The following is a 22,931-nucleotide window of genomic DNA, read 5'->3' on the forward strand; positions in this document are numbered from 1 at the left end:
AGCCTGACGATGATGTATGTGCACCCTTAGATTAACCACGGGCTGCTAAACCCGATCACTGGAAATCAGTGACGGAATCAAGTTACGCAGCCTGCCCAAGGCGCACAAGCCGGCGGATTCTGGTACATGCGTAGGCAGCTGCGCAAGGATTTGTAGGCTAGGGAGCCGTAACACCGGGTGTCTTTAAACAGATGTGCCTGGATGCGTTTATTGCGCTGCGGGGATTGAGGATTTGTCTGTCGGATTTTGGTGGATGCCGCAGGCGCTATCGCGAGCAGGCTCACTCCTACAGGGGAATGCATTCCAAATGTAGGAGTGAGCCTGCTCGCGATGAGGCCAGTCAGGCCAATGAAAGTTCTGAATCAGTGGATCAGCCCAGCATCCACCAACAACTTCTCCAACCCCAATAAATCCGGCACCTTCGCCACCTGCTCCCCGACCTGCACCGCTGCCTGCTCCAGCGCACACAACGGCACATCGACATAACTCAACTGGCTATCAAGCTTGTACGAGCGCGGAATCCCCTGCACCAGCAGGGCAATGAACTTCAGCTCCGGCAACCCGCCCAGCGCATTCAAAATCACGATCCGCGCGCGCTCGCCAATGACGATTTTCTGCCCGCACGCCGACTCGAAACTCAGCAGCGGAATCTGCCGCTCGCGCCACTTCACGCGCCCCAGGTACCACGGCGGCGTGTCCAGATCGAAGGCGCTGGCCTGGTAATCAATCAACTCAGCGACAGCGACGTTAGGCAGGATCAAATTACGATCCGCCAATGGCAGCAGCAACCCGGTCAGTTGGCTGCTGCGCTGATTGTGCCGGCGCTCATGCATGTTTCTTGCTCCACTGGGCAATGCTTTCAAGCAGCACCGACTCTTGATACGGCTTGCCGAGGTAGTCGTTAACGCCGATGGCCATCGCGCGGTCGCGGTGTTTCTGCCCGGTGCGCGAGGTGATCATGATGATCGGCAGGTGTTGCAGGCGTTCGTCATTGCGCACCTGGGTGGCGACTTCGAAGCCGTCCATGCGCGGCATTTCGATGTCGAGCAGCATCAGGTCAGGCATGTGTTCTTCGAGCAGCAGCATGGCGTCGACACCGTCCTTGGCGGTCAGCACGTTCATGCCGTGGCGTTCGAGCAAACGGCTGGTGACCTTGCGCACGGTGACCGAGTCGTCGACCACCATCACCAGCAGCGGTTTGTGCGGTTCGCTGTCGATCTCCGGCAGCGTCGGCGCCTGCACAACCCGCGCCTGCATCGCCCGAATCGGCGCGAGCAGATCGAGAATCAGCACCACCCGGCCATCGCCAAGAATCGTCGCCCCGGACACGCCCTGCACCGCCGCGAATTGCGCGCCAAGGCTTTTGACCACGATCTCGCGGGTGCCGGCCATGGTATCCACCAGCACCGCAATGCGCCGGTCGTTGTAGTGCACCAGCAGCACCGGCAACGGCAGGTTCTGCCCCAGCAGTTTCGGTCGTGGCGCGGTTTTCAGCAGTTCGCCGAGGTAGCACAGTTCATAGGTCTGGCCGCCGTACTGATAGCGCGGCGGATCAACCCGGAAGTAAGCTTCCAGATCATTCGGCAACACGCGGACGATGCCTTCGATGGTGTTCAGCGGAATCGCATATTGATCCTCGCCACACTGCACCATCAACGCGCGGTTGACCGACACGGTGAACGGCAGCCGAATGCGGAAATGCACGCCCTGCCCCGGCACCGAGTCGATGCTCATGCTGCCGCCCAGTTGCCGCACTTCTTCGTGCACCACGTCCATGCCGACGCCACGTCCGGAAATCTGGGTGATCTTTTCTGCTGTGGAAAACCCCGGCTGGAGGATGAACTGCAACACGTCGCGGTCGCTGATCTCGGCATTCGGTGCGAGCAATCCACGCTTGATTGCTTTGCGCCGCACGGCTTCCAGCGGCACCCCGGCACCGTCATCGCGAATGTCGAAAACGATGTCACCGCCCTCGCGCGACAGATCGAGGCTGATCTGACCTTGCGCCGGTTTACCCGCCGCCAGCCGCACTTCGGCGGACTCCAGACCGTGGTCGACGGCGTTGCGCAGCATGTGTTCCAGCGGCGCGGCCATACGTTCGAGGACGTTGCGATCCATCTCGCCTTCAGCGTTGCCAATGACGAAGGCGACGTCTTTGTTCAGCTCTTCAGCGACCTGACGGACGATGCGTTTGAGGCGCGGCAACATGCGCTCGAACGGCACCATGCGCGTGCGCATCAGGCCTTCCTGCAATTCGGTGTTGATGCGGCCCTGTTGCTGCAACAGGTTCTCGGCGTCGTGATTGCGGCGGTCGAGGGTTTCCTTGAGATCGAGCAAGTCGGAGGCGGATTCGAACAGCGCCCGCGACAGTTGCTGCAACTGCGAATGGCGATCCATTTCCAGCGGATCGAATTCTTCGTAGCCGAGACGTTCGGCATCGACTTGCTGACGGCTGAGAATCCGCCCTTGGGTTTCAGTATCGAGGCGGCGCAACTGATCACGCATGCGTTCGATGGTGGTTTCCATCTCGTTCAGCGCGATCTGCGCGTCGTTGACTTGCTGTTCGATACGACCACGGAAGATCGAGGTTTCGCCGGCCAGATTGACCAGTTCATCAAGCAGTTCGGCGGAGACCTTGACCATGTCCGCGCCCGCTTCGGCGGTCGGTGGCGCCGCGTCAGTCTTGACCGGCACAGGTAGCACTGGCGGCGTTTCTACCGTCACCGGATGGCTGAAATTCTGGATCGCGTTGATCAGCCGATCGGCCGGTGGACACGGTTGCCCGGCGCGCACGCCATCGAGCATTTGCGCCAAGCGATCATGCCCGCGCTGCACCAGCGCAAACAGCTCCGCCGACGGCTGCAAAGCGCCGCTGGAAAGACTTTCGTAAAGGTATTCCAGCTCATGGGCGAGGTCTCCGATCGGGCCGATCTCGACCATCCGCGCGCCACCCTTGAGGGTGTGCAGATCGCGCAGCAGGGTTTCCACTTCCTGACGATTGCCCGGCTCCGCCTGCCAGCGCAGCAGCGCGGCGCCAGAGTTTTCGATGATGTCGAAACCTTCTTCGAGGAAGATCTCCATCAGCTCCGGGTCGTGGCCAGCGCTGTCGTGCTCGGCTATTGCTGGCGGCGCTTCGGCGACACTGTGGCCCTGACGTAGCTGACGAATCGTGTCGATCAGATCCTGCGCCGGGGTCAGCGGCTGATGGTTTTGCAACTGATCAAGCATCAACGCCAAGCGGTCATGGCTCTTGAGCAGCAAACGCCCCAGGCTTTCGCTGTAGTGGTAGCGACGATCGACCAAGCCTTCGTAAAGGCTTTCCAGCTCCTGGGCCAGATCGCCAATGGCCTCGACTTCAGCCATCCGCGCGCCGCCCTTGAGCGTATGCAAATCCCGTTGCAACGAGGACAGTGGCGCTGTGTTGTCCGGGTCGCTGAGCCAGCGCTGCAAGGCTTGGCCTGAGCTGTCGAGAATGTCCACGGCCTCTTCAAGGAAGATCTCGACGATCTCGTCATCGGGCTCAAGCGCGGTTGCCTTTTGCTGCAACTCGGCGGTGGCGCTGCCCAGTTCACGGATGCTCAAGGTGCGGCTGCCATCGCTTCGAATCAGGCCCATGGAAGAAGGATCGAGGCTCTGATCGAGCAGATCATGCAACGCCCGAATCCGCTCTGGCTGCGGCGTGACTTCCTGACCGGCAGCCAGTTCATCGAGCATGTTGATCAGCGCTTCATGGGCGTTCTGCGCTTCGCGGAAAAACTGTTCGCTGACCGCCAGACTGCTTTCTTCCACCGCGCCATACAGGTCGAGCAAGGCTTCGCACAACACATCGACTGGCAGCAGATCGGCCAGATGCGCGCCTTCGCCAAGGGTGGTCAGTTCATCCAGCAGCGCGCTGAGTTCCTGACGCTCGCCGGGGTGTTGCTGCCAGCGCTGCAACAGGCTCTCCGCATCGAGCAGGATGTCCATGCCCTGGGCGAGGAAGTTATTGATCAGTTGCGGATCGCGCTTGATCCGCAGGCCGGTATTGGGCGCATCGAGGATCGACGCCAGACGCTCGGCGAGCAGGGTTTCCGAGCGTTTGATCAGCGACTGTGCACCGACAATCGGCGCCAGCGGATCATGCTTGAGCTGACGCAGGCCGACGCGGAACAGGCCCTCGGCTTCGAGCAGCAATTCCACTTCGTCGAGGTCCAGCGGCAACTGATGCGCCTTGAACTCGCGGGCCAGTTGATCGAGCGGTGCAGCGAGTTCGGCAATCGGCAATACGCCGGCCATCGAGGCGCTGCCCTTGAGCGTGTGCAAGGCGCGCTGCAACTCGTCGCTGGCTTGCAACGGTACGTGTTCGGCGGCCTGATCGAGAAAACGGTTGAGGCTGGCGAGGTGCGTTTCGGCTTCGTTGCGGAAGATCTCCAGCAACAACGGATCGAGCGCCGCCACATCGTCGACGTCTTCGGCCGCCAGTGGTTCGTCACCCTTGGCCAAGGCATGTGCGCGGGCAGCAAGTTGGTCGACATCGCTGCGTTGACGTTGGCTGTTGGTGGCAAATTCGTTGATCAGTTCCGGCAGCAACAGCACCGTGTCGGTAAGCAGTTGCTGCACCACCGAACCGGGTTCGACGCTTTGTTCGAGCACGCGGTTGAGCAGGTTTTCCACCGCCCAGGCCAGCTCGCCGAGGATCAGCGCACGGACCATGCGCCCGCTGCCCTTCAAGGTGTGGAAGGCGCGGCGCAGTTCAGTCAGCGCGTCGCGATCCTGCGGATTGGCGGTCCAGCGCGGCAGGTATTCGTGGAGGACTTCGAGGACTTCGTCGGTCTCTTCGAGGAACACTTCGCGCAATTCGTCGTCGACCGGTTCTTCATCGGCCGGTGGCGGCATCAGGCTGCCGGGGGTGATCAGCGCTGGCGGGTTGAGCGCCGAAACCGGGCTGGCCAGAACGTCGGCCAGCGACTGTACGGTTTCCGGATCATCGAGCGCCTGCATGTCCTGCATCACCAGCGCTTCGCTGGGGCTAAGCACGTCTTCGAGCACGGGCACATGCGGCTCATTTGGAAAGAAACCCAGACTCGCAAGAGACTTCTGCGCGACATCCAGCAACTGCTCGCTCGGCGCCTGCGGATCGTCGCTCAGACGTTCGAGGTAATACTCGAGGCTGCTGATGACATCGGCCAGATGATCAAGTTGTTCCCAGCCCGGCTCATGCGGATCAAGCAGCAAATGCTCGCGGATAAAACCGTTGCAGGCTTCGACCAGACTCGCCGCGCGGTTCAACGGAATCATCGCCAGCGCACCGCGCACCTGAGTCAGCAGCGCCGGCAACGGTTGCAGGTGCTGGCGATCCCAATCGGCGTCGATGTAGTCGACGATCATGTCCTTGGCCTGTTGCAGGCAGATGCGTGCTTCCTTGATGACGATCTGATGGATCTGCGTCAGGTCGGTGGTCGGCAGGCGCGAATCTTCCGGGCTTTCCGGCTCGACGGTGCCGACCATTCCGGCCAGTGTCGCTTCGACGTAAAGCAGCGCACCGGCAACGTCCATCAGGATCGCGTCATTCGGTTCGCGCTGGCCTTGGGCAAGGCTGAGCACCACGGCCAATTGATCGATGATGACTTTGCGCGGTTGGCCAAAACCGAGCACGGCCAACGTGTCGGCGATTTGCCGCAGCGGTGCCAGCAAGCTCTCCAGATCCGAGGTGTGCTGGCGGTCGCTGCGCACGAACAGGTCGAGGCGTTCCTTGACCCGCACCAGCTCTTCGCACAGCGCCGACAGCACCGAGCGCATCGCATCGCGGTCGGGGCCGGCCAGGCGCGCGCGTTCTTCGTCGACCATCGCGCTGTCGGGCAACGCGTCGTCCAGCGAGTAGCGATCTTTCATGGTCAGCATCTGCCCGGTGGGATGTTCGGCTTTGGCAATATAGAACAACAGGCTTTTCAGCAGCTCCGCCGGGGGCGCTTGGTTGAGGCCGGTCATGCCTTGCTCGAGCAAGCGCTTGAGCTCTTTGTCGGCGTCCTTGAACAGGCTACGCAGCGCCGGGCTGTTGGCAATCACGCCCTCGCGCATGCCTTCGACCAGCGCTGAGGCGACTTGCCACAACGGGCTCAGGGGCGCATCGCCGCTCAGCGCTTCGAGGCGGGTGAAGACTTTCGCCAGATAATCAAGGTGCGTCTGGTCATCCTGCTCGCGCAGCAAACCGACCAGGGTCATTTGCAGCATCTGCCGTAATTTGCGCAGCACGTTCGGCAGTTCTGCCGGTTCCAGCAGTGCCAGCGCTTGCGCGTTCAATGGCGCCAGCTCGGGCAGTTGCGGGCTGAACAGACTGGTTTCCGAGAGCAGGCTTTCGCCCCGAGCGCTGCGCAAATCGTTGATCAGCGGCAGCACCACCAATGGCAAATCACGCCGGGCGCTCTGCACGCGGTCGAGGTAGATCGGCAATTGCCCGAGGGCTTGCAGTAACAGGTGCAGCGCTTCGTCGCGATGGCTGACGCGCTCGTGCTGCAAGGCTTCGACCAGATGTTCCATTTCTTCGGCGAGCAACGCTGCGCCGTAGAACTCGACCATCTGCAGGCTGCCGTGGACCTGATGGATGTATGCCAGGCACTCGTCCAGCCCCGGGAAGGCCTGCGGATCGTCGAGCACGGCTTCAATCGCCTGATGCGCCTGTCTCAGCGTTTCGGCAATTTCGCCTTTGACCCATTCGAGGGCCACGTAGTCATGCCGGTCACCCATAACCGCTCCGATCACACTTTTTCCGCCGCCGGCAAGGTGAAGCCGGACACCGAACGGCGTAACTGACTGGCCATTTTCGCCAGGTTACCGATGCTTTCCGCAGTGGCCGTGGAGCCGGACGAGGTCTGCGAGGTGATCTGCTGGATCACGTTCATCGTCAGGGAAATCTGCCCGGCCGAGGACGTCTGCTGCTGCGCGGCGTTGGAGATGCTCTGAATCAGCGCCGCGAGGGTCTTCGATACGCCTTCGATTTCTTCCAGGGCCACACCGGCATCCTGCGCCAGTCGCGCGCCGCGCACCACTTCGGTGGTGGTTTGCTCCATGGAAATCACGGCTTCATTGGTGTCGGTCTGAATCGCCCGCACCAGCGTTTCGATCTGCCGGGTAGCAGCGGACGAGCGTTCGGCCAGTCGCTGCACTTCGTCGGCGACCACGGCAAAACCGCGCCCGGCATCACCGGCCATCGACGCCTGAATTGCCGCATTGAGGGCGAGGATGTTGGTCTGGTCGGCGATGTCGTCGATCAGGCTGACGATGTCGCCGATTTCCTGCGACGACTCGCCCAGACGCTTGATGCGTTTGGCGGTGTCCTGGATCTGTTCGCGAATGTTGTCCATGCCGTGGATGGTGTTGTGCACCACCTCGTTGCCCTTGTTGGCGATTTCCACGGAACGCTCGGCTACCGCTGAAGACTCGGCGGCGTTGGCCGAGACCTGATCGATGGATTCGGCCATGTCGCTGATCGCCGTCGACGCTTCGGAAATCTGTTGGGCCTGATGCTCCGAGGCCTGGGCCAGATGCATGGCGGTGGCCTGGGTTTCCTGCACCGCTGCGGCGACCTGGCCGGCGGTGAGGTTGATGGTCGCAACCAGATCGCGCAATTGGTCGACGGAATAGTTGATCGAGTCGGCGATGGTGCCGGTGAAGTCTTCGGTCACCGAGGCGGTCACGGTAAGGTCACCATCGGCGAGGTCTTCGATTTCATCGAGCAGGCGCATGATCGCGTTCTGATTGCGCTCGTTCTTCTCGGCGGTTTCGCGCAGTTGCCGGTTGGTTTCACGGACCATCACCAGACCGATAAGGATGATCGAGGCCAGCGCCAGCAAACCGAGGACGTAACCGCCGATGGTGTCGGTGTTGCGCCCGCCGGCAAGGTTCTCGAAGCGAGTGGCCAGGTGCGAGGCTTCGTCGAGCAGGGTTTGCGAGAGGCTGAAGATGTTGCTCGCCGATTCACGAACCTTGAACAGCTCCGGCGAGGTTTCGAGGATTTCATCGACGGAGCCGGAGACAAACTGGAACAGCTCGGAGATTTCGCTCAAACGCGCACGAGCGTCGCGGTCTTCGACCTGGCTGATTTTCAGCGCCGGGTTACCTTGCAGCATGCCGTTGAGCACTTGGCCGAAACGGGTGGCGTCGCGGCCGAAGGCATCGGCGGCTTGCTGCGAGTTTTCGTCGCCGGCGAGCACGGTGTTGACCGCGCCGAGAATGCGTTCGGCCAGCAGCGACTGACGCTGGGCCATCGCCACCTGCGCGGCGGGGGCACCACGCTGCAGGAGGATTTCGACGACTTTTTCGTATTCGATCTGCAACTGCGGCACGGTTTCGGCCAGGGTCGCGGCGACCTGATGCAACGACAGCACGGTCTGTTCGCTGGAGAGGATGGCGTCGGTGTTTTTCAGCAGGCGCTCCCAATCCAGCTGCACGGCACGCATTTCCGGGCGCACGGTGGCGGGTGCCGGCGGCAGGCCGGTGGCCGGGTCGCCTTTTTTCAGGTAACCCCAGCGCTGGGCGAAATCGTTGCGCGCATCGCTGAGCAACTTGAACGCGGCCGCCTTGCCGGCGGCGGCTTCGGTAGCGTTTTTGGCAATGCGTTGCGAGAGCACACGCAGCTCACCGGCGTGGCCGATGTACTGTTTGTCGTAGTTCGCCTGGGTGTTGAGGTAAGCGAAGTTGGCGAACAGCAGCATGATGAACACGATCAGTGCGATGAACAGCACGATGATCTGCGAGCGACTGCGCGATCCTTCCGCTGGCTTGCCTGTTTTTGCTTTTGTCATCGGTCCTCGCCCTTAACCCACACCTTTGAGGCCTGCTGCAATCCCTGTGGGAGCGAGCCTGCTCGCGAAAGCGCTGGGTCAGCCAATATTTATCTTGCCTGACACGCCCTCTTCGCGAGCAGGCTCGCTCCCACAGGGGACGGTGTTGAATCTGTTATATCGCGACGCTCATGAACACCGGGGATTTGGCCAGGGCAAACAGGCTGAACACCCGCCAGTTCTGCTCGCGCCGAAAATAGCCTTTGACGAACTCGGCCTTGGAGCCCTGGCGCTTGCTGATCGAGATCGGTTCGAAGCTGTCCTGTTCAAAGTGCTGCAAGCCAATGACCTCATCGACCATCAACCCGGCAAACACATCGCCATGCTCGACCACCAACACCCGCCGCTGTTTACGCAACGGCGACAGCTCATGGCCGAAGAAACCGCACAGATCCATGATCGGCAACAGCCGCCCGCGCAGGTTAGCCACGCCTTTGACCCACGGCTTGACCCCGGGCAACTGGGTGAAGCGCGGTTCGTGCAGCACTTCGCTGACTTCGCCCATCGGCGCCACATACCAATGCTCGCCGAGGCGAAAGCCGATGCCGCTCCAGCGATCCTGGCGCGCCGCTTGCGACGGCAGGTCCGCCGCCAGCAAGCGGCAGCGCTGGTCGATTTGCCAGAGCAGCTCGAACGCGGTCAGCGACTCGCTCATGGTCGCGCGATCAACCGTTCAGCACGTTGTTCAGGGTCTTGATCAGGGTGTCTTCGTCGACCGGTTTGGTCAGGTAATCCTTGGCGCCCTGGCGGGTGCCCCAGACCTTGTCGGTTTCCTGATCCTTGGTGGTGATGATGATCACCGGGATGTGTCCGGTTTCCGGGTCTTTGGTCAGTTGACGAGTCGCCTGAAAACCATTGAGGCCGGGCATGACGATGTCCATCAATACCGCGTCGGGTTTTTCCTGACGGGCCAGGGCCACGCCGTCGGCGCCGTTTTCGGCCTTCAGCACTTCATGGCCGTGCTTTTCGAGCATGCCGGTGAGTTTGTACATTTCAGTCGGCGAATCATCGACGATCAGGATACGTGCCATGGTTTTCCCCATTTTTCTTGTCGACGCGCGGCCCGCTGGCCGAGCGTCACTGTACGTGTCTTACTGCGGCAAAACGGCGGCGAAGCCCGGTACGTGGGCCTGGATCGCGTTGAGCAGTTCTTCCTTGCTGAAAGGCTTGGTCAAAAATTGATCAGAACCGACAATCCGCCCCTTGGCCTTGTCGAACAGCCCGTCACGCGATGACAGCATGATCACCGGCGTGGCCTTGAACGCACTGTTGTTCTTGATTAAAGCGCAGGTCTGATAACCATCCAGACGCGGCATCATGATGTCGACAAAAATGATCCCGGGATGGTTGTCGGCGATCTTCGCCAAAGCGTCGAAACCGTCGATCGCCGTGATTACTTCGCACCCGACATTCTTCAACAAGGTTTCGGCGGTGCGACGAATCGTTTTCGAGTCGTCGATCACCATGACCTTCAAGGCGCTGGACTGCTGTTCCATAAGAGGGCTCTACCGTCGCCTTTGCGAATCAAATTGTCCGTTTTGCGATGACTGATGGCTGGAAACCCTTGATGCTCAAGGGCCAGCACGGCATGGCAGCCTTTTTAGCACAGTCTCCAGATGCAATCTATCGACGGGTTTTTCCTTGACCGAAAACCCGCCCGGCGCCACTCTGGCGGCACTTTTTCAATACCGATCCGGTAGCCAATTTTCGAGGAAAACCCAATGAGCGTTCGCGTCGGGATTGTCATGGACCCTATCGCCAGCATCTCCTATAAAAAGGATAGCTCGCTGGCCATGCTGCTGGCCGCGCAGAAGCGCGGCTGGGAACTGTTCTATATGGAACAACGCGACCTGTATCAGGGTGAAGGTCAGGCACGGGCGCGGATGAAGCCGCTGAAAGTCTTCGCCAACCCGGAAAAATGGTTCGAACTGGACGCCGAGCAGGACAACCTGCTGAGCGATCTGGACGTGATCCTGATGCGCAAGGATCCGCCGTTCGACATGGAGTTCGTCTACTCCACCTACCTGCTCGAACAGGCCGAAACCGCTGGCGTGCTGGTGGTGAACAAGCCGCAGAGCCTGCGCGACTGCAATGAAAAGCTGTTCGCCACGCTGTTCCCGCAGTGCACCCCGCCCACCATCGTCAGCCGCCGCGCCGACGTGCTGCGCGAATTCGCCGCCAAGCACGGTGACGTGATCCTCAAGCCACTGGACGGCATGGGCGGCACGTCGATCTTCCGCCACCGCGCAGGCGATCCGAACTTGTCGGTGATCCTGGAAACCCTGACCGCCCTCGGTGGCCAGCAGATCATGGGCCAGGCTTACCTGCCAGCGATCAAGGACGGCGACAAACGCATCCTGATGATCGACGGCGAGCCGGTGGATTACTGCCTGGCGCGGATTCCGGCGCAGGGCGAAACCCGTGGCAACCTCGCTGCCGGTGGACGTGGCGAAGCGCGCCCGCTGACTGACAAGGATCGCTGGATTGCTGCACAGGTCGGCCCGACCTTGCGTGAGAAAGGCCTGCTGTTCGTCGGTCTCGACGTGATCGGTGAAAGCCTCACCGAAATCAACGTCACCAGCCCGACCTGCATCCGTGAAATCGACAACGCCTTCGGCACCGACATCGGCGGCATGTTGATGGATGCAATCGCCAAGAAGCTGCAGGCCGCCGGCAAAATGCCACAAGCTTGATGCACGTCACATGCAGTCTGTCGCTTGAAGCGTGAAGCCCAAGGCGTGAAACCAACATTGCGTTATCATGCGCAGCCTCTGAAAAACGCGATGTTGGTTTTCTTGTCATGACCCTCCCGTCCGATCTGCCCGCAGAACTCGCCCACCGTGGCGTGCGCCCGGCCGATCGCCTCGGTTTTACCCTGTTTCTCGCAGCGCTGATCCACTTGGCGCTGCTGCTCGGCGTCGGCTTCACGATGGTCGAGCCCAAGCAAATCAGCAAAACCCTGGAAATCACCCTCGCCACCTTCAAAAGCGAAAAGAAGCCAGAGAAGGCTGACTTTCTCGCCCAAGAGCATCAGGAAGGCAGCGGCACGCTGGACAAGAAGGCGATCCCCAAGACCACTGAAGTGGCGCCGTTCCAGGACAATCAGGTCAAGAAAGTCACGCCGCCACCGGCCGCCAAACCGGAAGTGCAGGAAGCTGCGCCGAAGGCTGCGGTGACCACGGTTGCGCCGAAACCGAAAAAAGCGCCGACCAAGAAAGAAGAAAGCAAGACCGAGGTCAAACCGACGGTTGATGCGCCGGAATTCGACAGCTCGCAGCTGTCCAGTGACATCGCCAGCCTTGAAGCCGAACTGGCCAAGGAACAACAGCTGTACGCCAAGCGTCCGCGTATTCACCGCTTGAGCGCGGCATCGACCATGCGCGACAAGGGTGCCTGGTACAAGGACGACTGGCGCAAGAAGGTCGAGCGGATCGGCAACCTCAATTACCCCGAGGAAGCACGGCGCAAGCAGATCTACGGCAATTTGCGCCTGATGGTTTCGATCAATCGCGACGGTTCGCTGTATGAAGTGCTGGTGCTGGAATCGTCCGGGCAGCCGCTGCTGGATCAGGCGGCGCAGCGTATCGTCCGACTGGCGGCACCGTTTGCCCCGTTTACCGGGGACTTGTCGGATATCGACCGTCTGGAAATCATTCGTACCTGGAAATTCGCCCGGGGCGACAAGCTCTCGAGCAATTGAATACACCGCAAATCCCCTGTGGGAGCGAGCCTGCTCGCGAAAGCGGTGTGTCATTCAACATTGATGTGACTGATCCACCGCTTTCGCGAGCAGGCTCGCTCCCACATTGGATCGGTGTGTCACCTGCATCTCCAGCTTGTCAGTTTGCCCCCCGAACGCCACACTAGCGCACATGAAAAACGTCAGCCCCAGCTACCTCAAGCATCAATTCCTGATCGCCATGCCACACATGGCCGACCCGAACTTTGCCCACACCTTGACCTACATCGTCGAGCACACGGCCAATGGCGCTATGGGGATTGTGGTCAACAGGCCGCAAGAGCTGAATCTGGCCGACATCCTTGAGCAGCTGCGCCCGGACATCGACCCGCCAGCACTCTGCCAGCACGTACCGATTTTCATCGGCGGGCCGGTGCAGACCGATCGCGGTTTTGTCCTGCACCCGGCGGGCAAGACCTTCCAGGCCACCGCGCAACTCGACGGCGACCTGGCCCTGTCAACTTCGCAGGATGTGCTGTTCGCCATCGCGGACGGCGTCGGCCCGGCGAAAAGCCTGATTGCCCTCGGTTACGCCGGATGGGAAGCCGGGCAGCTGGAAGCGGAACTCGCCGACAACGCCTGGCTGAACTGCCCGTACGACGCCGATATCCTGTTCAACACCAGCAGCGAACTGCGCCTTGAAGCGGCGGCCAGGCATTTGGGGATCAACCTCAGCCTGCTGACCAGCCAGGCAGGTCACGCCTGATGGCCCTGCGCCTGATTCTCGGCTTCGACTACGGCACCAAACAGATCGGCGTCGCGGTCGGCCAGGTGATTACTGGCCAGGCCCGTGAGCTGTGCACCTTGAAGGCACAAAACGGTGTGCCGGACTGGAACCAGGTCGAAGCCCTTATAAAAGAATGGAAGCCCGACGCCGTGGTGGTCGGCCTGCCGCTGAACATGGACGGCACGCCGAGCGAAATGTGCCTGCGCGCGGAAAAATTCGCCCGCCGCCTCAATGGCCGCTTCAACGTGCCCTTCTATACCCACGACGAACGCCTGACCACCTTCGAGGCCAAGGGCGAGCGTCTGGTCCGTGGCGGCCAAAAGGGCAGTTACCGCGACAACCCGGTGGACGCCATCGCCGCCGCTCTGCTGTTGCAGGGCTGGCTCGATGAAAACACTGCATTGTTTGAATCCTGACAAGCGCTTCGGCGCTTTTCTTTTGAGTGAAAAACCGAGTCGTGTCCAAGGACCCGACTCGCCCCCAACAAGGAGCAACCATGAGCCTGCCAAATCCCGCCGATCTGATCAGCCAGATGGCGACCCGCCTCAAGGCGCACCTTGCCCAGCGTGACATCACTGAACCGCGTTACATCGGCATTCGCACCGGCGGCATCTGGGTCGCGCAGGCCTTGCTCAAGGAACTGGGCAGCGACGCGCCACTGGGCACGCTGGATGTTTCTTTCTACCGCGACGACTTCAGCCAGAACGGCCTGCACCCGCAAGTGCGCCCGTCCGCCCTGCCCTTCGAGATCGAAGGCCAGCATCTGGTGCTGATCGACGACGTATTGATGAGCGGCCGTACCATCCGCGCCGCCATGAACGAATTGTTCGACTACGGCCGCCCGGCCAGCGTGACCCTGGTCTGCCTGCTCGACCTCGACGCCGGCGAGCTGCCGATCCGCCCGAACGTGGTCGGCGCGACGCTGTCGCTGGCCGCACATGAACGGGTGAAGCTGTCGGGCCCCGAGCCGCTGACGCTCGAACTGCAAGACTTCAACCTTTAATCCGCCCTATTGAGAGTCCCCTTCGCGATGACGCCTCTAGATACCAAGCGCCCGCTGCAGCTCAATGATCAGGGCCAGCTGCGCCACTTCCTCTCGCTCGACGGCCTGCGCCGCGAGTTGCTGACGGAAATTCTCGACACTGCCGACTCGTTTCTAGAAGTCGGTGCCCGGGCGGTGAAGAAAGTCCCGTTGCTGCGCGGCAAGACCGTGTGCAACGTGTTCTTCGAAAACTCCACGCGCACCCGCACCACCTTCGAACTGGCGGCCCAGCGGCTGTCGGCGGACGTGATCACCCTGAACGTGTCGACCTCGTCGGCAAGCAAGGGCGAAACCCTGCTCGACACCTTGCGCAACCTTGAAGCCATGGCCGCCGACATGTTCGTCGTGCGCCACGGTGATTCCGGTGCCGCGCACTTCATCGCCGAGCATGTTTGCCCGCAAGTGGCGATCATCAACGGCGGCGACGGCCGTCACGCCCACCCGACGCAGGGCATGCTCGACATGCTCACCATCCGTCGGCACAAGGGTGGTTTCGAAAACCTCTCGGTGGCCATCGTTGGCGACATCCTGCACTCGCGGGTTGCGCGCTCGAACATGCTCGCGCTGAAGACCCTCGGTTGCCCGGACATCCGCGTAATCGCGCCGAAAACCCTGCTGCCGATCGGCATCGAGCAATACGGCGTGAAGGTCTACACCGACATGACCGAAGGCCTGAAAGATGTCGACGTGGTGATCATGCTGCGCTTGCAGCGTGAACGCATGACCGGCGGCCTGCTGCCGAGCGAGGGCGAGTTCTACCGCCTGTTCGGCCTGACCACCGCGCGCCTGGCCGGGGCCAAACCGGATTGCATCGTCATGCACCCGGGGCCGATCAACCGAGGGGTGGAGATCGAGTCCGCAGTGGCCGATGGCCCGCACTCGGTGATCCTCAATCAGGTCACCTACGGCATCGCAATTCGTATGGCCGTGCTGTCCATGGCCATGAGCGGGCAAACCGCCCAGCGCCAATTCGAGCAGGAGAACGCCCAGTGAAGCTCAGCATTCTCGGCGCACGCGTCATAGATCCAAGCAGCGGCCTGGATCAAGTTACCGACATTCACGTTGAAGCCTGCAAGATCGTCGCCCTCGGCGCGGCCCCGGCGGGTTTCACGGCAGTAGAAACCATTGATGCCCAAGGCCTTGTCGCCGCTCCGGGGCTCGTTGATCTGAACGTAGCCCTGCGCGAGCCGGGCTATAGCCGCAAAGGCTCGATCATCAGCGAAACCCGCGCCGCCGCTGCTGGCGGTGTGACCAGCCTGTGCTGCCCACCGAAGACCAAACCGGTGCTCGACACCTCCGCCGTGGCCGAACTGATCCTCGACCGCGCCCGCGAAGCCGGCAACACCAAGGTGTTCCCGATTGGCGCGCTGAGCAAAGGTCTGGACGGCGAGCAACTGGCTGAGCTGGTTGCGTTGCGCGATGCCGGTTGCGTGGCCTTCGGCAACGGTCTGGAGAGTTTCCGCAACACCCGCACCCTGTGCCGGGCGCTGGAATACGCAGCGACTTTCGACCTGACGGTAATTTTCAACTCGCAGGATCATGATCTGGCTGAAGGTGGCTTGGCCCACGAAGGCGCCGTCGCCAGTTTCCTCGGCCTGCCGGGGATCCCGGAAACCGCTGAAACCGTGGCCTTGGCCCGGGATCTGTTGCTGGTCGAGCAGACTGGCGTGAGCGCGCACTTCAGCCAGTTGACCAGCGCTCGCGGCGTGGCCCTGATCGCACAGGCTCAGGCCCGTGGCCTAAAGGTGACGGCGGACGTGGCGCTGTATCAGCTGATTCTGACCGACGAAGCGCTGATCGACTTCAGCAGCCTGTATCACGTGCAACCGCCGCTGCGCACTCGCGCGGATCGCGACGGTTTGCGTGAAGCAGTGAAGTCCGGCGTGGTTTCGGCGATTTCCAGCCATCACCAACCGCACGAACGCGATGCCAAACTGGCGCCGTTCGGCGCGACAGAGCCGGGCATCAGCAGTGTTGAACTGTTGCTGCCGCTGGCGATGACGCTGGTTGAGGATGGCTTGCTCGATCTACCGACCTTGCTGGCGCGCCTGAGCGCTGGCCCGGCTGAAGCGCTGCGTCTGCCGGCTGGCAAACTGGTGGTGGGTGGGGCGGCGGATATCGTGCTGTTCGATCCGCAGGCTTCGACGGTGGCCGGTGAAAACTGGTTGTCGAAGGGTGAGAACTGCCCGTTCATTGGGCACACTTTGCCGGGTGTGGTTCGCTACACGCTGGTGGACGGGCGGATCAGTCACCAGGCTTGATACCGCGTCGCCCCTTTCGCGAGCAGGCTCGCTCCCACACTGGATCTGTGAACGACACAAATCCCCTGTGGGAGCGAGCTTGCTCGCGAAGCTTTACTGGAAGGCGCCTCTGCCTTCGGCGTTACGCACCGAGACCTGATCATTCAGCGTCCAGAAGTCATACAGCACACCCAGAAAGAACAACCCGCCCGTCAGCAGATAGATCAGGCCACTGATCCATTTCCCCTGATACATCCGGTGCACACCCAATGCTCCGAGAAACGTCAGCAGAATCCACGCCACGTTGTACTCGATCGGCCCGGCGGTAAAACGCAGATCCGCCTCGCGATCCATTGCCGGGATCAAGAACAGGTCGATCAGCCAGCCAATGCCCAGTAAACCGAAGGTGAAGAACCAGATCGTCCCGGTCACCGGCTTGCCGTAATAGAAGCGGTGAGCGCCGGTAAAACCGAAAATCCACAGCAGATAACCGATGATTTTGCTGTGCGTATCTTGCTGCTGAACAAATTGTTGATAGGGGTTCATGAAGACCTCGATTCACACGATAGATAAATATTCTTGAATTCTTTGTGACTTTTTTACAGGTAGCCGACGTACGGCAAATGTTACCGTTGCTACCGTCAAAGCCTTATAGCACCTGACTTCTGTCCGACAATTGCGTCCATTTGCCGCTTATTTGGTTCCGTTGGCTGCCAACTGAATCGACCAACGGACTCGGAATGAAAAAAAACTCTGTTATAAAGTTGCGCGCTATCACTGAAGAGCCACGCCTAATGCGACCATTTTTCAAGACATGGCTAACCATCTGCCTATTAATGCCACTGGCCGCCCACGCCACCAATCGTGAGCAACGTCTTCCTAACGTTAACGGCTTTACCCCTAAATCCCATGCTTCGGCTCCTTCGAGCAAAAGCAGCAAAAGCAAAACCACCACGCTGAGCAGCAAGAGCCACAGCAAGCTGGTGCCACCGATGGCGAGCAAGGAAAGCAGCAATGTGCTGAGCCGTGCTGTGAACGTCCTCGGTACACCTTATCGTTGGGGCGGCAGCAGCCCAAGTAAAGGTTTCGATTGCAGCGGTCTGGTGAAATACGCGTTCAACGACGCTACGTTCGACCTGCCACGCACCTCGAATGCCATGGCCAGCGGTCACGGCGAGAAAGTCGAGCGCAAGGATCTGAAGCCGGGCGACCTGATTTTCTTCAACATCAAGAGCCGTCGGGTCAACCACGTTGCCATCTACCTGGGCAACGACCGCTTCATCCACGCGCCTCGTCGCGGCAAAGCGGTGAGCATCGATACGTTGAACAAGCCGTACTGGCAGCAGCACTACGTGGTGGCCAAGCGTGTGTTGCCGAAAGAACAAAGCCAGATGCGCGTGGTTCAGCGCTAACACCAACCGATCGTTCCCACGCTCCGCGTGGGAATGCCTCAATGGACGCTCCGCGTCCGCTTCGGCAGGGACGCAGAGCGTCCCGGGCTGCATTCCCACGCAGAGCGTGGGAACGATCACTCCCTCAAAAGTTATCCGGCGTACGCGCCTTCTCCCGCGCATGTTCGCGACTGATCAAGCCCTTGGTCAGCAGATCCTTCAGGCACATGTCCAGTGTCTGCATCCCCAACGACCCACCCGTCTGAATCGCCGAGTACATCTGCGCGACCTTGTCCTCGCGGATCAGGTTACGGATCGCCGACGTGCCCAGCATGATCTCGTGCGCCGCGACCCGCCCGCCGCCGATCTTCTTGATCAGCGTCTGCGAGACCACCGCCAGCAACGACTCCGACAGCATCGAACGCACCATCGACTTCTCGTCGCCGGGGAACACGTCAACCACGCGGTCGATGGTTTTCGCCGCTGAGGTGGTGTGCAGCGTGCCGAACACCAGATGCCCGGTTTCGGCTGCGGTCAGTGCCAGGCGAATGGTTTCCAGGTCACGCATCTCGCCGACGAGAATCACGTCCGGGTCTTCGCGCAACGCCGAGCGCAGAGCGGTGGCGAAACTGCGGGTATCACGATGGACTTCGCGCTGATTGATCAGGCATTTGCGCGATTCGTGAACAAACTCGATCGGGTCTTCAATAGTCAGGATATGGTGATGACGGTGGGTGTTGAGGTAATCGATCATCGCCGCCAGCGTGGTCGACTTGCCCGAACCGGTCGGCCCGGTGACCAGTACCAGCCCCCGCGGGGCGTCGGTGATCTTACGGAAGACGTCGCCCATGGCGAGGTCTTCCATGCTCAGCACTTTCGACGGAATGGTACGGAATACGGCGCCAGCGCCACGGTTCTGGTTGAAGGCGTTAACCCGGAACCGCGCGACACCCGGCACTTCAAAGGAAAAGTCGGTTTCCAGATGTTTCTCGAAGTCGACCCGCTGGGTGTCGTTCATGATGTCGTAGATCAGTTCATGCACTTGCTTGTGATCCAGCGCCGGCAGATTGATCCGCCGCACATCGCCATCGACGCGGATCATCGGCGGCAGACCGGCCGACAGGTGCAGGTCGGAAGCTCCCTGTTTGGCGCTGAAGGCCAGCAGTTCAGTGATATCCATAGCGCTCCTCAATTCCAGTAGAATGCCGCGAACCTTCAGACCGCCGGCGCCTCTTGATGTCCACGATAGCAGACAACATTCTTCAGGTTGGTTCGCGCATCCAGACCGCGATCCAAGCCGCACACCGTCCTGAAAACAGCGTCCAGTTGCTCGCCGTGAGCAAGACCAAGCCCGCCGCAGCCCTGCGCGAGGCGTATGCCGCCGGCCTGCGTGACTTTGGCGAGAACTACCTGCAGGAAGCCTTGGGCAAACAGCTCGAACTGGCCGACCTGCCCTTGATCTGGCACTTCATCGGCCCCATTCAATCGAACAAGACTCGTGCGATTGCCGAGCATTTCGACTGGGTGCATTCCGTGGATCGCCTGAAAATCGCTCAACGCTTGTCCGAACAGCGCCCGGGTGAACTGCCGCCGCTGAACATCTGCATTCAGGTCAATGTCAGCGGCGAAGCCAGTAAATCCGGGTGCACTCCGGCTGATCTGCCGGCGCTGGCCGAAGCCATCAGCGCCCTGCCCCGGCTGAAGCTGCGCGGGCTGATGGCGATTCCCGAGCCGACCGACGACCGCGCCGAGCAAGACGCGGCCTTCGCCGCTGTGCAGAAATTGCAGGCCAGCCTCGAACTACCGCTCGACACGCTTTCCATGGGCATGAGCCACGACCTAGAGTCGGCCATCGCCCAAGGCGCCACCTGGGTTCGTATCGGTACGGCCCTGTTTGGCGCCCGTGACTATTCCCAATCTTGAACGTTTCCAGATAAGGACCACACATGAGCAACACACGTATTGCGTTTATCGGTGCGGGCAACATGGCGGCCAGTTTGATCGGTGGCCTGCGCGCCAAGGGCTTGGAAGCCGCACAGATCCGTGCCAGCGACCCGGGTGAGGAAACCCGCGCCAAAGTCAGTGCCGAACACGGCATCGAAACCTTCGCTGACAACGCCCAGGCCATCGACGGCGTCGATGTCATCGTGCTGGCGGTCAAGCCGCAGGCCATGAAAACCGTGTGCGAGGCGATTCGCCCGAGCCTGAAACCGAATCAACTGGTGGTGTCGATTGCTGCCGGCATCACCTGCGCGAGCATGACCGCATGGCTCGGCGAGCAGCCGATCGTGCGCTGCATGCCGAATACCCCGGCGCTGCTGCGCCAGGGTGTCAGCGGTTTGTACGCAACCAGCGAAGTCACTGCTGAGCAACGTCAGCAAGCCGAAGAACTGCTGTCCGCTGTCGGCATCGCCCTGTGGCTGAAAGAAGAACAACAACTGGATGCCGTGACCGCTGTGTCCGGCTCCGGCCCGGCGTACTTCTTCCTGCTGATCGAAGCCATGACCGCAGCCGGCGTCAAACTCGGCCTGCCGAAAGACATCGCCGAACAATTGACCCTGCAGACCGCACTGGGCGCCGCACACATGGCTGTTTCCAGCGACGTTGACGCCGCCGAACTGCGTCGTCGCGTGACTTCGCCAAACGGCACAACCGAAGCCGCGATCAAATCATTCCAGGCCAATGGCTTTGAAGCCCTGGTCGAAACCGCACTCGGCGCCGCCGCGCACCGCTCGGCCGAAATGGCCGAACAACTGGGCAAATAAGGAGCCTTACATGATTGGATTGAACACTGCAGCGGTTTACGTGCTGCAAACCCTCGGCAGCCTGTACCTGCTGATCGTGCTGCTGCGCTTCGTGCTGCAACTGGTACGGGCGAACTTCTACAACCCGCTGTGCCAGTTCATCGTCAAAGCGACCCAGCCACTGCTCAAACCACTGCGGCGGATCATTCCGAGCATGTTCGGTCTGGACATGTCGTCACTGGTGCTGGCGATTCTGGTGCAACTGGCGCTGATGGCGCTGACCCTGCTGCTGACTTACGGCACCACCGGCAATCCGCTGCAACTGTTTATCTGGTCGCTGATCGGCGTGACCGCGCTGTTCCTGAAGATCTTCTTCTTCGCCCTGATCATCAGCGTGATTCTGTCGTGGGTCGCGCCGGGCAGCCACAATCCGGGGGCTGAACTGGTCAACCAGATCTGCGAGCCGGCGCTGGCGCCGTTCCGCCGCTTTCTGCCGAATCTCGGTGGTCTGGACCTGTCGCCGATCTTCGCCTTCCTCGCGTTGAAGCTGATCGACATGCTGGTGATCAACAATCTGGCGGCGATGACGATGATGCCGGAAATCCTCCGTCTGCTGATGTGAGCTGGTTTCGATGGGACGGTGACGACTTGATCCTCGAGTGTCACCTGCAACCGGCAGCCCGCAGCGATGACTTCGCCGGGCTGCACGGTGATCGTTTGAAGATCCGCCTGACCGCGCCGCCGGTCGAGGGCAAGGCCAATGCTTATCTGATGGGCTTTCTGGCCAAGGCGTTTGGGGTTTCCAAGAGCCAGGTCAGTTTGCTCAGTGGTGAGTTGAATCGGCAGAAGCGAGTGAAGATTTGTTCGCCGAAGAAGTTGCCGGACTTGCCCGGACTAGTGCGCTGATCGTTCCCACGCTCCGCGTGGGAATGCATCCCGGGACGCTCCGCGTCCCCCGCCGAAGCGGACGCGGAGCGTCCAATGAGGCGTTCCCACGCAGAGCGTGGGAACGAGCGCAGGTAGTTGCTTGCCGCTAACCCCCCCGGTCTTTAGACTTACGCCTCATTTCAACGAGAGCAGGGTCGATGCCAACTGCCTTTCCCCCCGATTCTGTTGGTCTGGTGACGCCGCAAACCGCGCACTTCAGCGAACCGCTGGCGCTGGCCTGTGGCCGTTCGCTGACCGCCTATGACCTGATCTACGAAACCTACGGCACGCTGAACGCGCAGGCGAGCAACGCCGTGCTGATTTGCCACGCCTTGTCCGGCCACCATCATGCTGCTGGCTATCACAGCGTCGACGACCGCAAACCCGGTTGGTGGGACAGCTGCATCGGCCCCGGCAAACCGATCGACACCCATAAATTCTTCGTGGTCAGCCTGAACAACCTCGGCGGATGCAACGGTTCCACCGGCCCGAGCAGCGTCAACCCGGAGACCGGCAAACCGTTCGGCGCCGACTTCCCGGTGCTCACCGTGGAAGACTGGGTGCACAGCCAGGCGCGTCTCGCTGACCTGCTCGGCATCGGCCAGTGGGCGGCGGTGATCGGCGGCAGCCTCGGCGGCATGCAAGCGCTGCAATGGACCATCACCTATCCGGATCGCGTGCGTCACTGCCTGGCTATCGCCTCGGCACCGAAGCTGTCGGCGCAGAACATCGCCTTCAACGAAGTCGCGCGCCAGGCGATCCTCACGGACCCGGAATTCCACGGTGGTTCGTTCCAGGAAGCGGGCGTGATCCCCAAGCGCGGGCTGATGCTGGCGCGGATGGTCGGGCACATCACCTACCTGTCCGACGATTCCATGGGCGAGAAATTCGGCCGTGGGTTGAAGAGCGAGAAGCTCAACTACGACTTCCACAGTGTCGAGTTCCAGGTCGAAAGCTACCTGCGTTATCAGGGCGAAGAGTTCTCCGGGCGCTTCGACGCCAACACCTATCTGTTGATGACCAAGGCGCTGGACTACTTCGATCCGGCGGCGAACTTCGACGATAACCTGGCGAAAACCTTCGAGAACGCCACGGCCAGGTTCTGCGTGATGTCGTTCACCACTGACTGGCGCTTCTCCCCGGCCCGTTCGCGCGAACTGGTGGATGCGTTGATGGCGGCGCGCAAAGACGTCAGCTATCTGGAAATCGACGCACCGCAGGGCCACGACGCCTTCCTGATTCCGATCCCTCGCTACCTGCAGGCGTTCGGCAATTACATGAACCGCATCACGCTGTGAGAAA

Annotated in this window: 21 protein-coding genes; 13 read left to right on the forward strand and 8 right to left on the reverse strand. The window is 61.0% G+C overall.

What is annotated here, in order from left to right; translation table 11 throughout:
• Positions 1-362 precede the first annotated feature (362 nt).
• The 6 genes from QOM10_RS27470 to pilG form a co-directional block, all read right to left on the reverse strand.
• Positions 363-833, reverse strand: coding sequence for a chemotaxis protein CheW (locus QOM10_RS27470; RefSeq protein WP_150749746.1), 471 nt, complete (start codon positions 831-833; stop codon positions 363-365).
• Positions 826-6,723, reverse strand: coding sequence for an Hpt domain-containing protein (locus tag QOM10_RS27475; protein WP_316917257.1), 5,898 nt, complete (start codon positions 6,721-6,723; stop codon positions 826-828). The genes QOM10_RS27470 and QOM10_RS27475 overlap by 8 nt, the downstream gene beginning before the upstream one ends.
• 11 nt (positions 6,724-6,734) lie before the next feature.
• Positions 6,735-8,780, reverse strand: coding sequence for a methyl-accepting chemotaxis protein (locus QOM10_RS27480; RefSeq protein ID WP_016985966.1), 2,046 nt, complete (start codon positions 8,778-8,780; stop codon positions 6,735-6,737).
• Between the two features lie 154 nt (positions 8,781-8,934).
• On the reverse strand, positions 8,935-9,474 hold the full coding sequence (locus QOM10_RS27485) for a chemotaxis protein CheW (protein WP_122604417.1): 540 nt from the start codon (positions 9,472-9,474) through the stop codon (positions 8,935-8,937).
• 10 nt (positions 9,475-9,484) lie between these two features.
• Entirely contained in the window at positions 9,485-9,850 is a 366-nt protein-coding gene (gene pilH, locus QOM10_RS27490; RefSeq protein WP_127930104.1) for a twitching motility response regulator PilH, read from the reverse strand.
• 60 nt (positions 9,851-9,910) lie between these two features.
• On the reverse strand, positions 9,911-10,315 hold the full coding sequence (gene pilG / locus QOM10_RS27495) for a twitching motility response regulator PilG (protein WP_007913673.1): 405 nt from the start codon (positions 10,313-10,315) through the stop codon (positions 9,911-9,913).
• A gap of 225 nt (positions 10,316-10,540) precedes the next feature.
• Here pilG and gshB point away from each other — a divergent pair, with 225 nt between their 5' ends.
• From gshB to QOM10_RS27530, 7 genes are all read left to right on the forward strand, one after another.
• Positions 10,541-11,512 carry a glutathione synthase gene (gshB, locus tag QOM10_RS27500; RefSeq protein WP_038358804.1) on the forward strand — a complete coding sequence of 324 codons (972 nt, stop codon included), beginning with the start codon at positions 10,541-10,543 and terminating at the stop codon, positions 11,510-11,512.
• Positions 11,513-11,619: 107 nt separating this feature from the next.
• Positions 11,620-12,519, forward strand: a complete 900-nt coding sequence (locus tag QOM10_RS27505; RefSeq protein WP_038358807.1) for an energy transducer TonB — start codon at positions 11,620-11,622, stop codon at positions 12,517-12,519.
• 172 nt (positions 12,520-12,691) lie between these two features.
• Positions 12,692-13,264 (forward strand): YqgE/AlgH family protein, encoded by a 573-nt coding sequence (locus tag QOM10_RS27510; protein ID WP_016985971.1) that lies wholly within the window; start codon positions 12,692-12,694, stop codon positions 13,262-13,264.
• Positions 13,264-13,701, forward strand: a complete 438-nt coding sequence (ruvX, locus tag QOM10_RS27515) for a Holliday junction resolvase RuvX (RefSeq protein WP_008077844.1) — start codon at positions 13,264-13,266, stop codon at positions 13,699-13,701. Before QOM10_RS27510 ends, ruvX begins: the two co-directional genes overlap by 1 nt.
• 80 nt (positions 13,702-13,781) lie before the next feature.
• Positions 13,782-14,288 carry a bifunctional pyr operon transcriptional regulator/uracil phosphoribosyltransferase PyrR gene (pyrR, locus tag QOM10_RS27520; protein ID WP_064116261.1) on the forward strand — a complete coding sequence of 169 codons (507 nt, stop codon included), beginning with the start codon at positions 13,782-13,784 and terminating at the stop codon, positions 14,286-14,288.
• Between the two features lie 27 nt (positions 14,289-14,315).
• Positions 14,316-15,320: an aspartate carbamoyltransferase catalytic subunit gene (locus QOM10_RS27525; protein WP_007913665.1), complete on the forward strand. Its 1,005-nt coding sequence runs from the start codon at positions 14,316-14,318 to the stop codon at positions 15,318-15,320.
• A complete protein-coding gene (locus QOM10_RS27530) occupies positions 15,317-16,588 on the forward strand; it encodes a dihydroorotase (RefSeq protein ID WP_316917258.1) in 1,272 nt (423 codons plus the stop codon). Before QOM10_RS27525 ends, QOM10_RS27530 begins: the two co-directional genes overlap by 4 nt.
• Positions 16,589-16,681: 93 nt before the next feature.
• On the opposite strand, the gene QOM10_RS27535 is transcribed toward QOM10_RS27530, so the two are convergent.
• Positions 16,682-17,113 carry an NINE protein gene (locus tag QOM10_RS27535; RefSeq protein WP_007913651.1) on the reverse strand — a complete coding sequence of 144 codons (432 nt, stop codon included), beginning with the start codon at positions 17,111-17,113 and terminating at the stop codon, positions 16,682-16,684.
• Positions 17,114-17,361: 248 nt separating this feature from the next.
• Between QOM10_RS27535 and QOM10_RS27540 the strand changes: the two genes are divergently transcribed.
• A complete protein-coding gene (locus tag QOM10_RS27540) occupies positions 17,362-17,979 on the forward strand; it encodes a C40 family peptidase (RefSeq protein WP_016985978.1) in 618 nt (205 codons plus the stop codon).
• Positions 17,980-18,103: 124 nt separating this feature from the next.
• On the opposite strand, the gene QOM10_RS27545 is transcribed toward QOM10_RS27540, so the two are convergent.
• Positions 18,104-19,138: a type IV pilus twitching motility protein PilT gene (locus QOM10_RS27545; protein WP_095049465.1), complete on the reverse strand. Its 1,035-nt coding sequence runs from the start codon at positions 19,136-19,138 to the stop codon at positions 18,104-18,106.
• Positions 19,139-19,194: 56 nt separating this feature from the next.
• On the opposite strand from QOM10_RS27545, the gene QOM10_RS27550 reads away from it, so the two are divergent.
• The 5 genes from QOM10_RS27550 (at position 19,195) to QOM10_RS27570 (ending at position 22,927) form a co-directional block, all read left to right on the forward strand.
• A complete protein-coding gene (locus tag QOM10_RS27550) occupies positions 19,195-19,881 on the forward strand; it encodes a YggS family pyridoxal phosphate-dependent enzyme (RefSeq protein WP_316917259.1) in 687 nt (228 codons plus the stop codon).
• Between the two features lie 23 nt (positions 19,882-19,904).
• On the forward strand, positions 19,905-20,723 hold the full coding sequence (proC, locus tag QOM10_RS27555; protein WP_150693739.1) for a pyrroline-5-carboxylate reductase: 819 nt from the start codon (positions 19,905-19,907) through the stop codon (positions 20,721-20,723).
• A gap of 10 nt (positions 20,724-20,733) precedes the next feature.
• Positions 20,734-21,324 (forward strand): YggT family protein, encoded by a 591-nt coding sequence (locus tag QOM10_RS27560; RefSeq protein WP_150776071.1) that lies wholly within the window; start codon positions 20,734-20,736, stop codon positions 21,322-21,324.
• A complete protein-coding gene (locus QOM10_RS27565) occupies positions 21,321-21,608 on the forward strand; it encodes a DUF167 domain-containing protein (RefSeq protein WP_122594679.1) in 288 nt (95 codons plus the stop codon). Before QOM10_RS27560 ends, QOM10_RS27565 begins: the two co-directional genes overlap by 4 nt.
• 179 nt (positions 21,609-21,787) lie before the next feature.
• Positions 21,788-22,927 carry a homoserine O-succinyltransferase MetX gene (locus tag QOM10_RS27570; RefSeq protein ID WP_316917260.1) on the forward strand — a complete coding sequence of 380 codons (1,140 nt, stop codon included), beginning with the start codon at positions 21,788-21,790 and terminating at the stop codon, positions 22,925-22,927.
• Positions 22,928-22,931 lie beyond the last annotated feature (4 nt).

The organism is Pseudomonas sp. P108 (assembly GCF_032613195.1).
Classification (GTDB): Bacteria; Pseudomonadota; Gammaproteobacteria; order Pseudomonadales; family Pseudomonadaceae; genus Aquipseudomonas.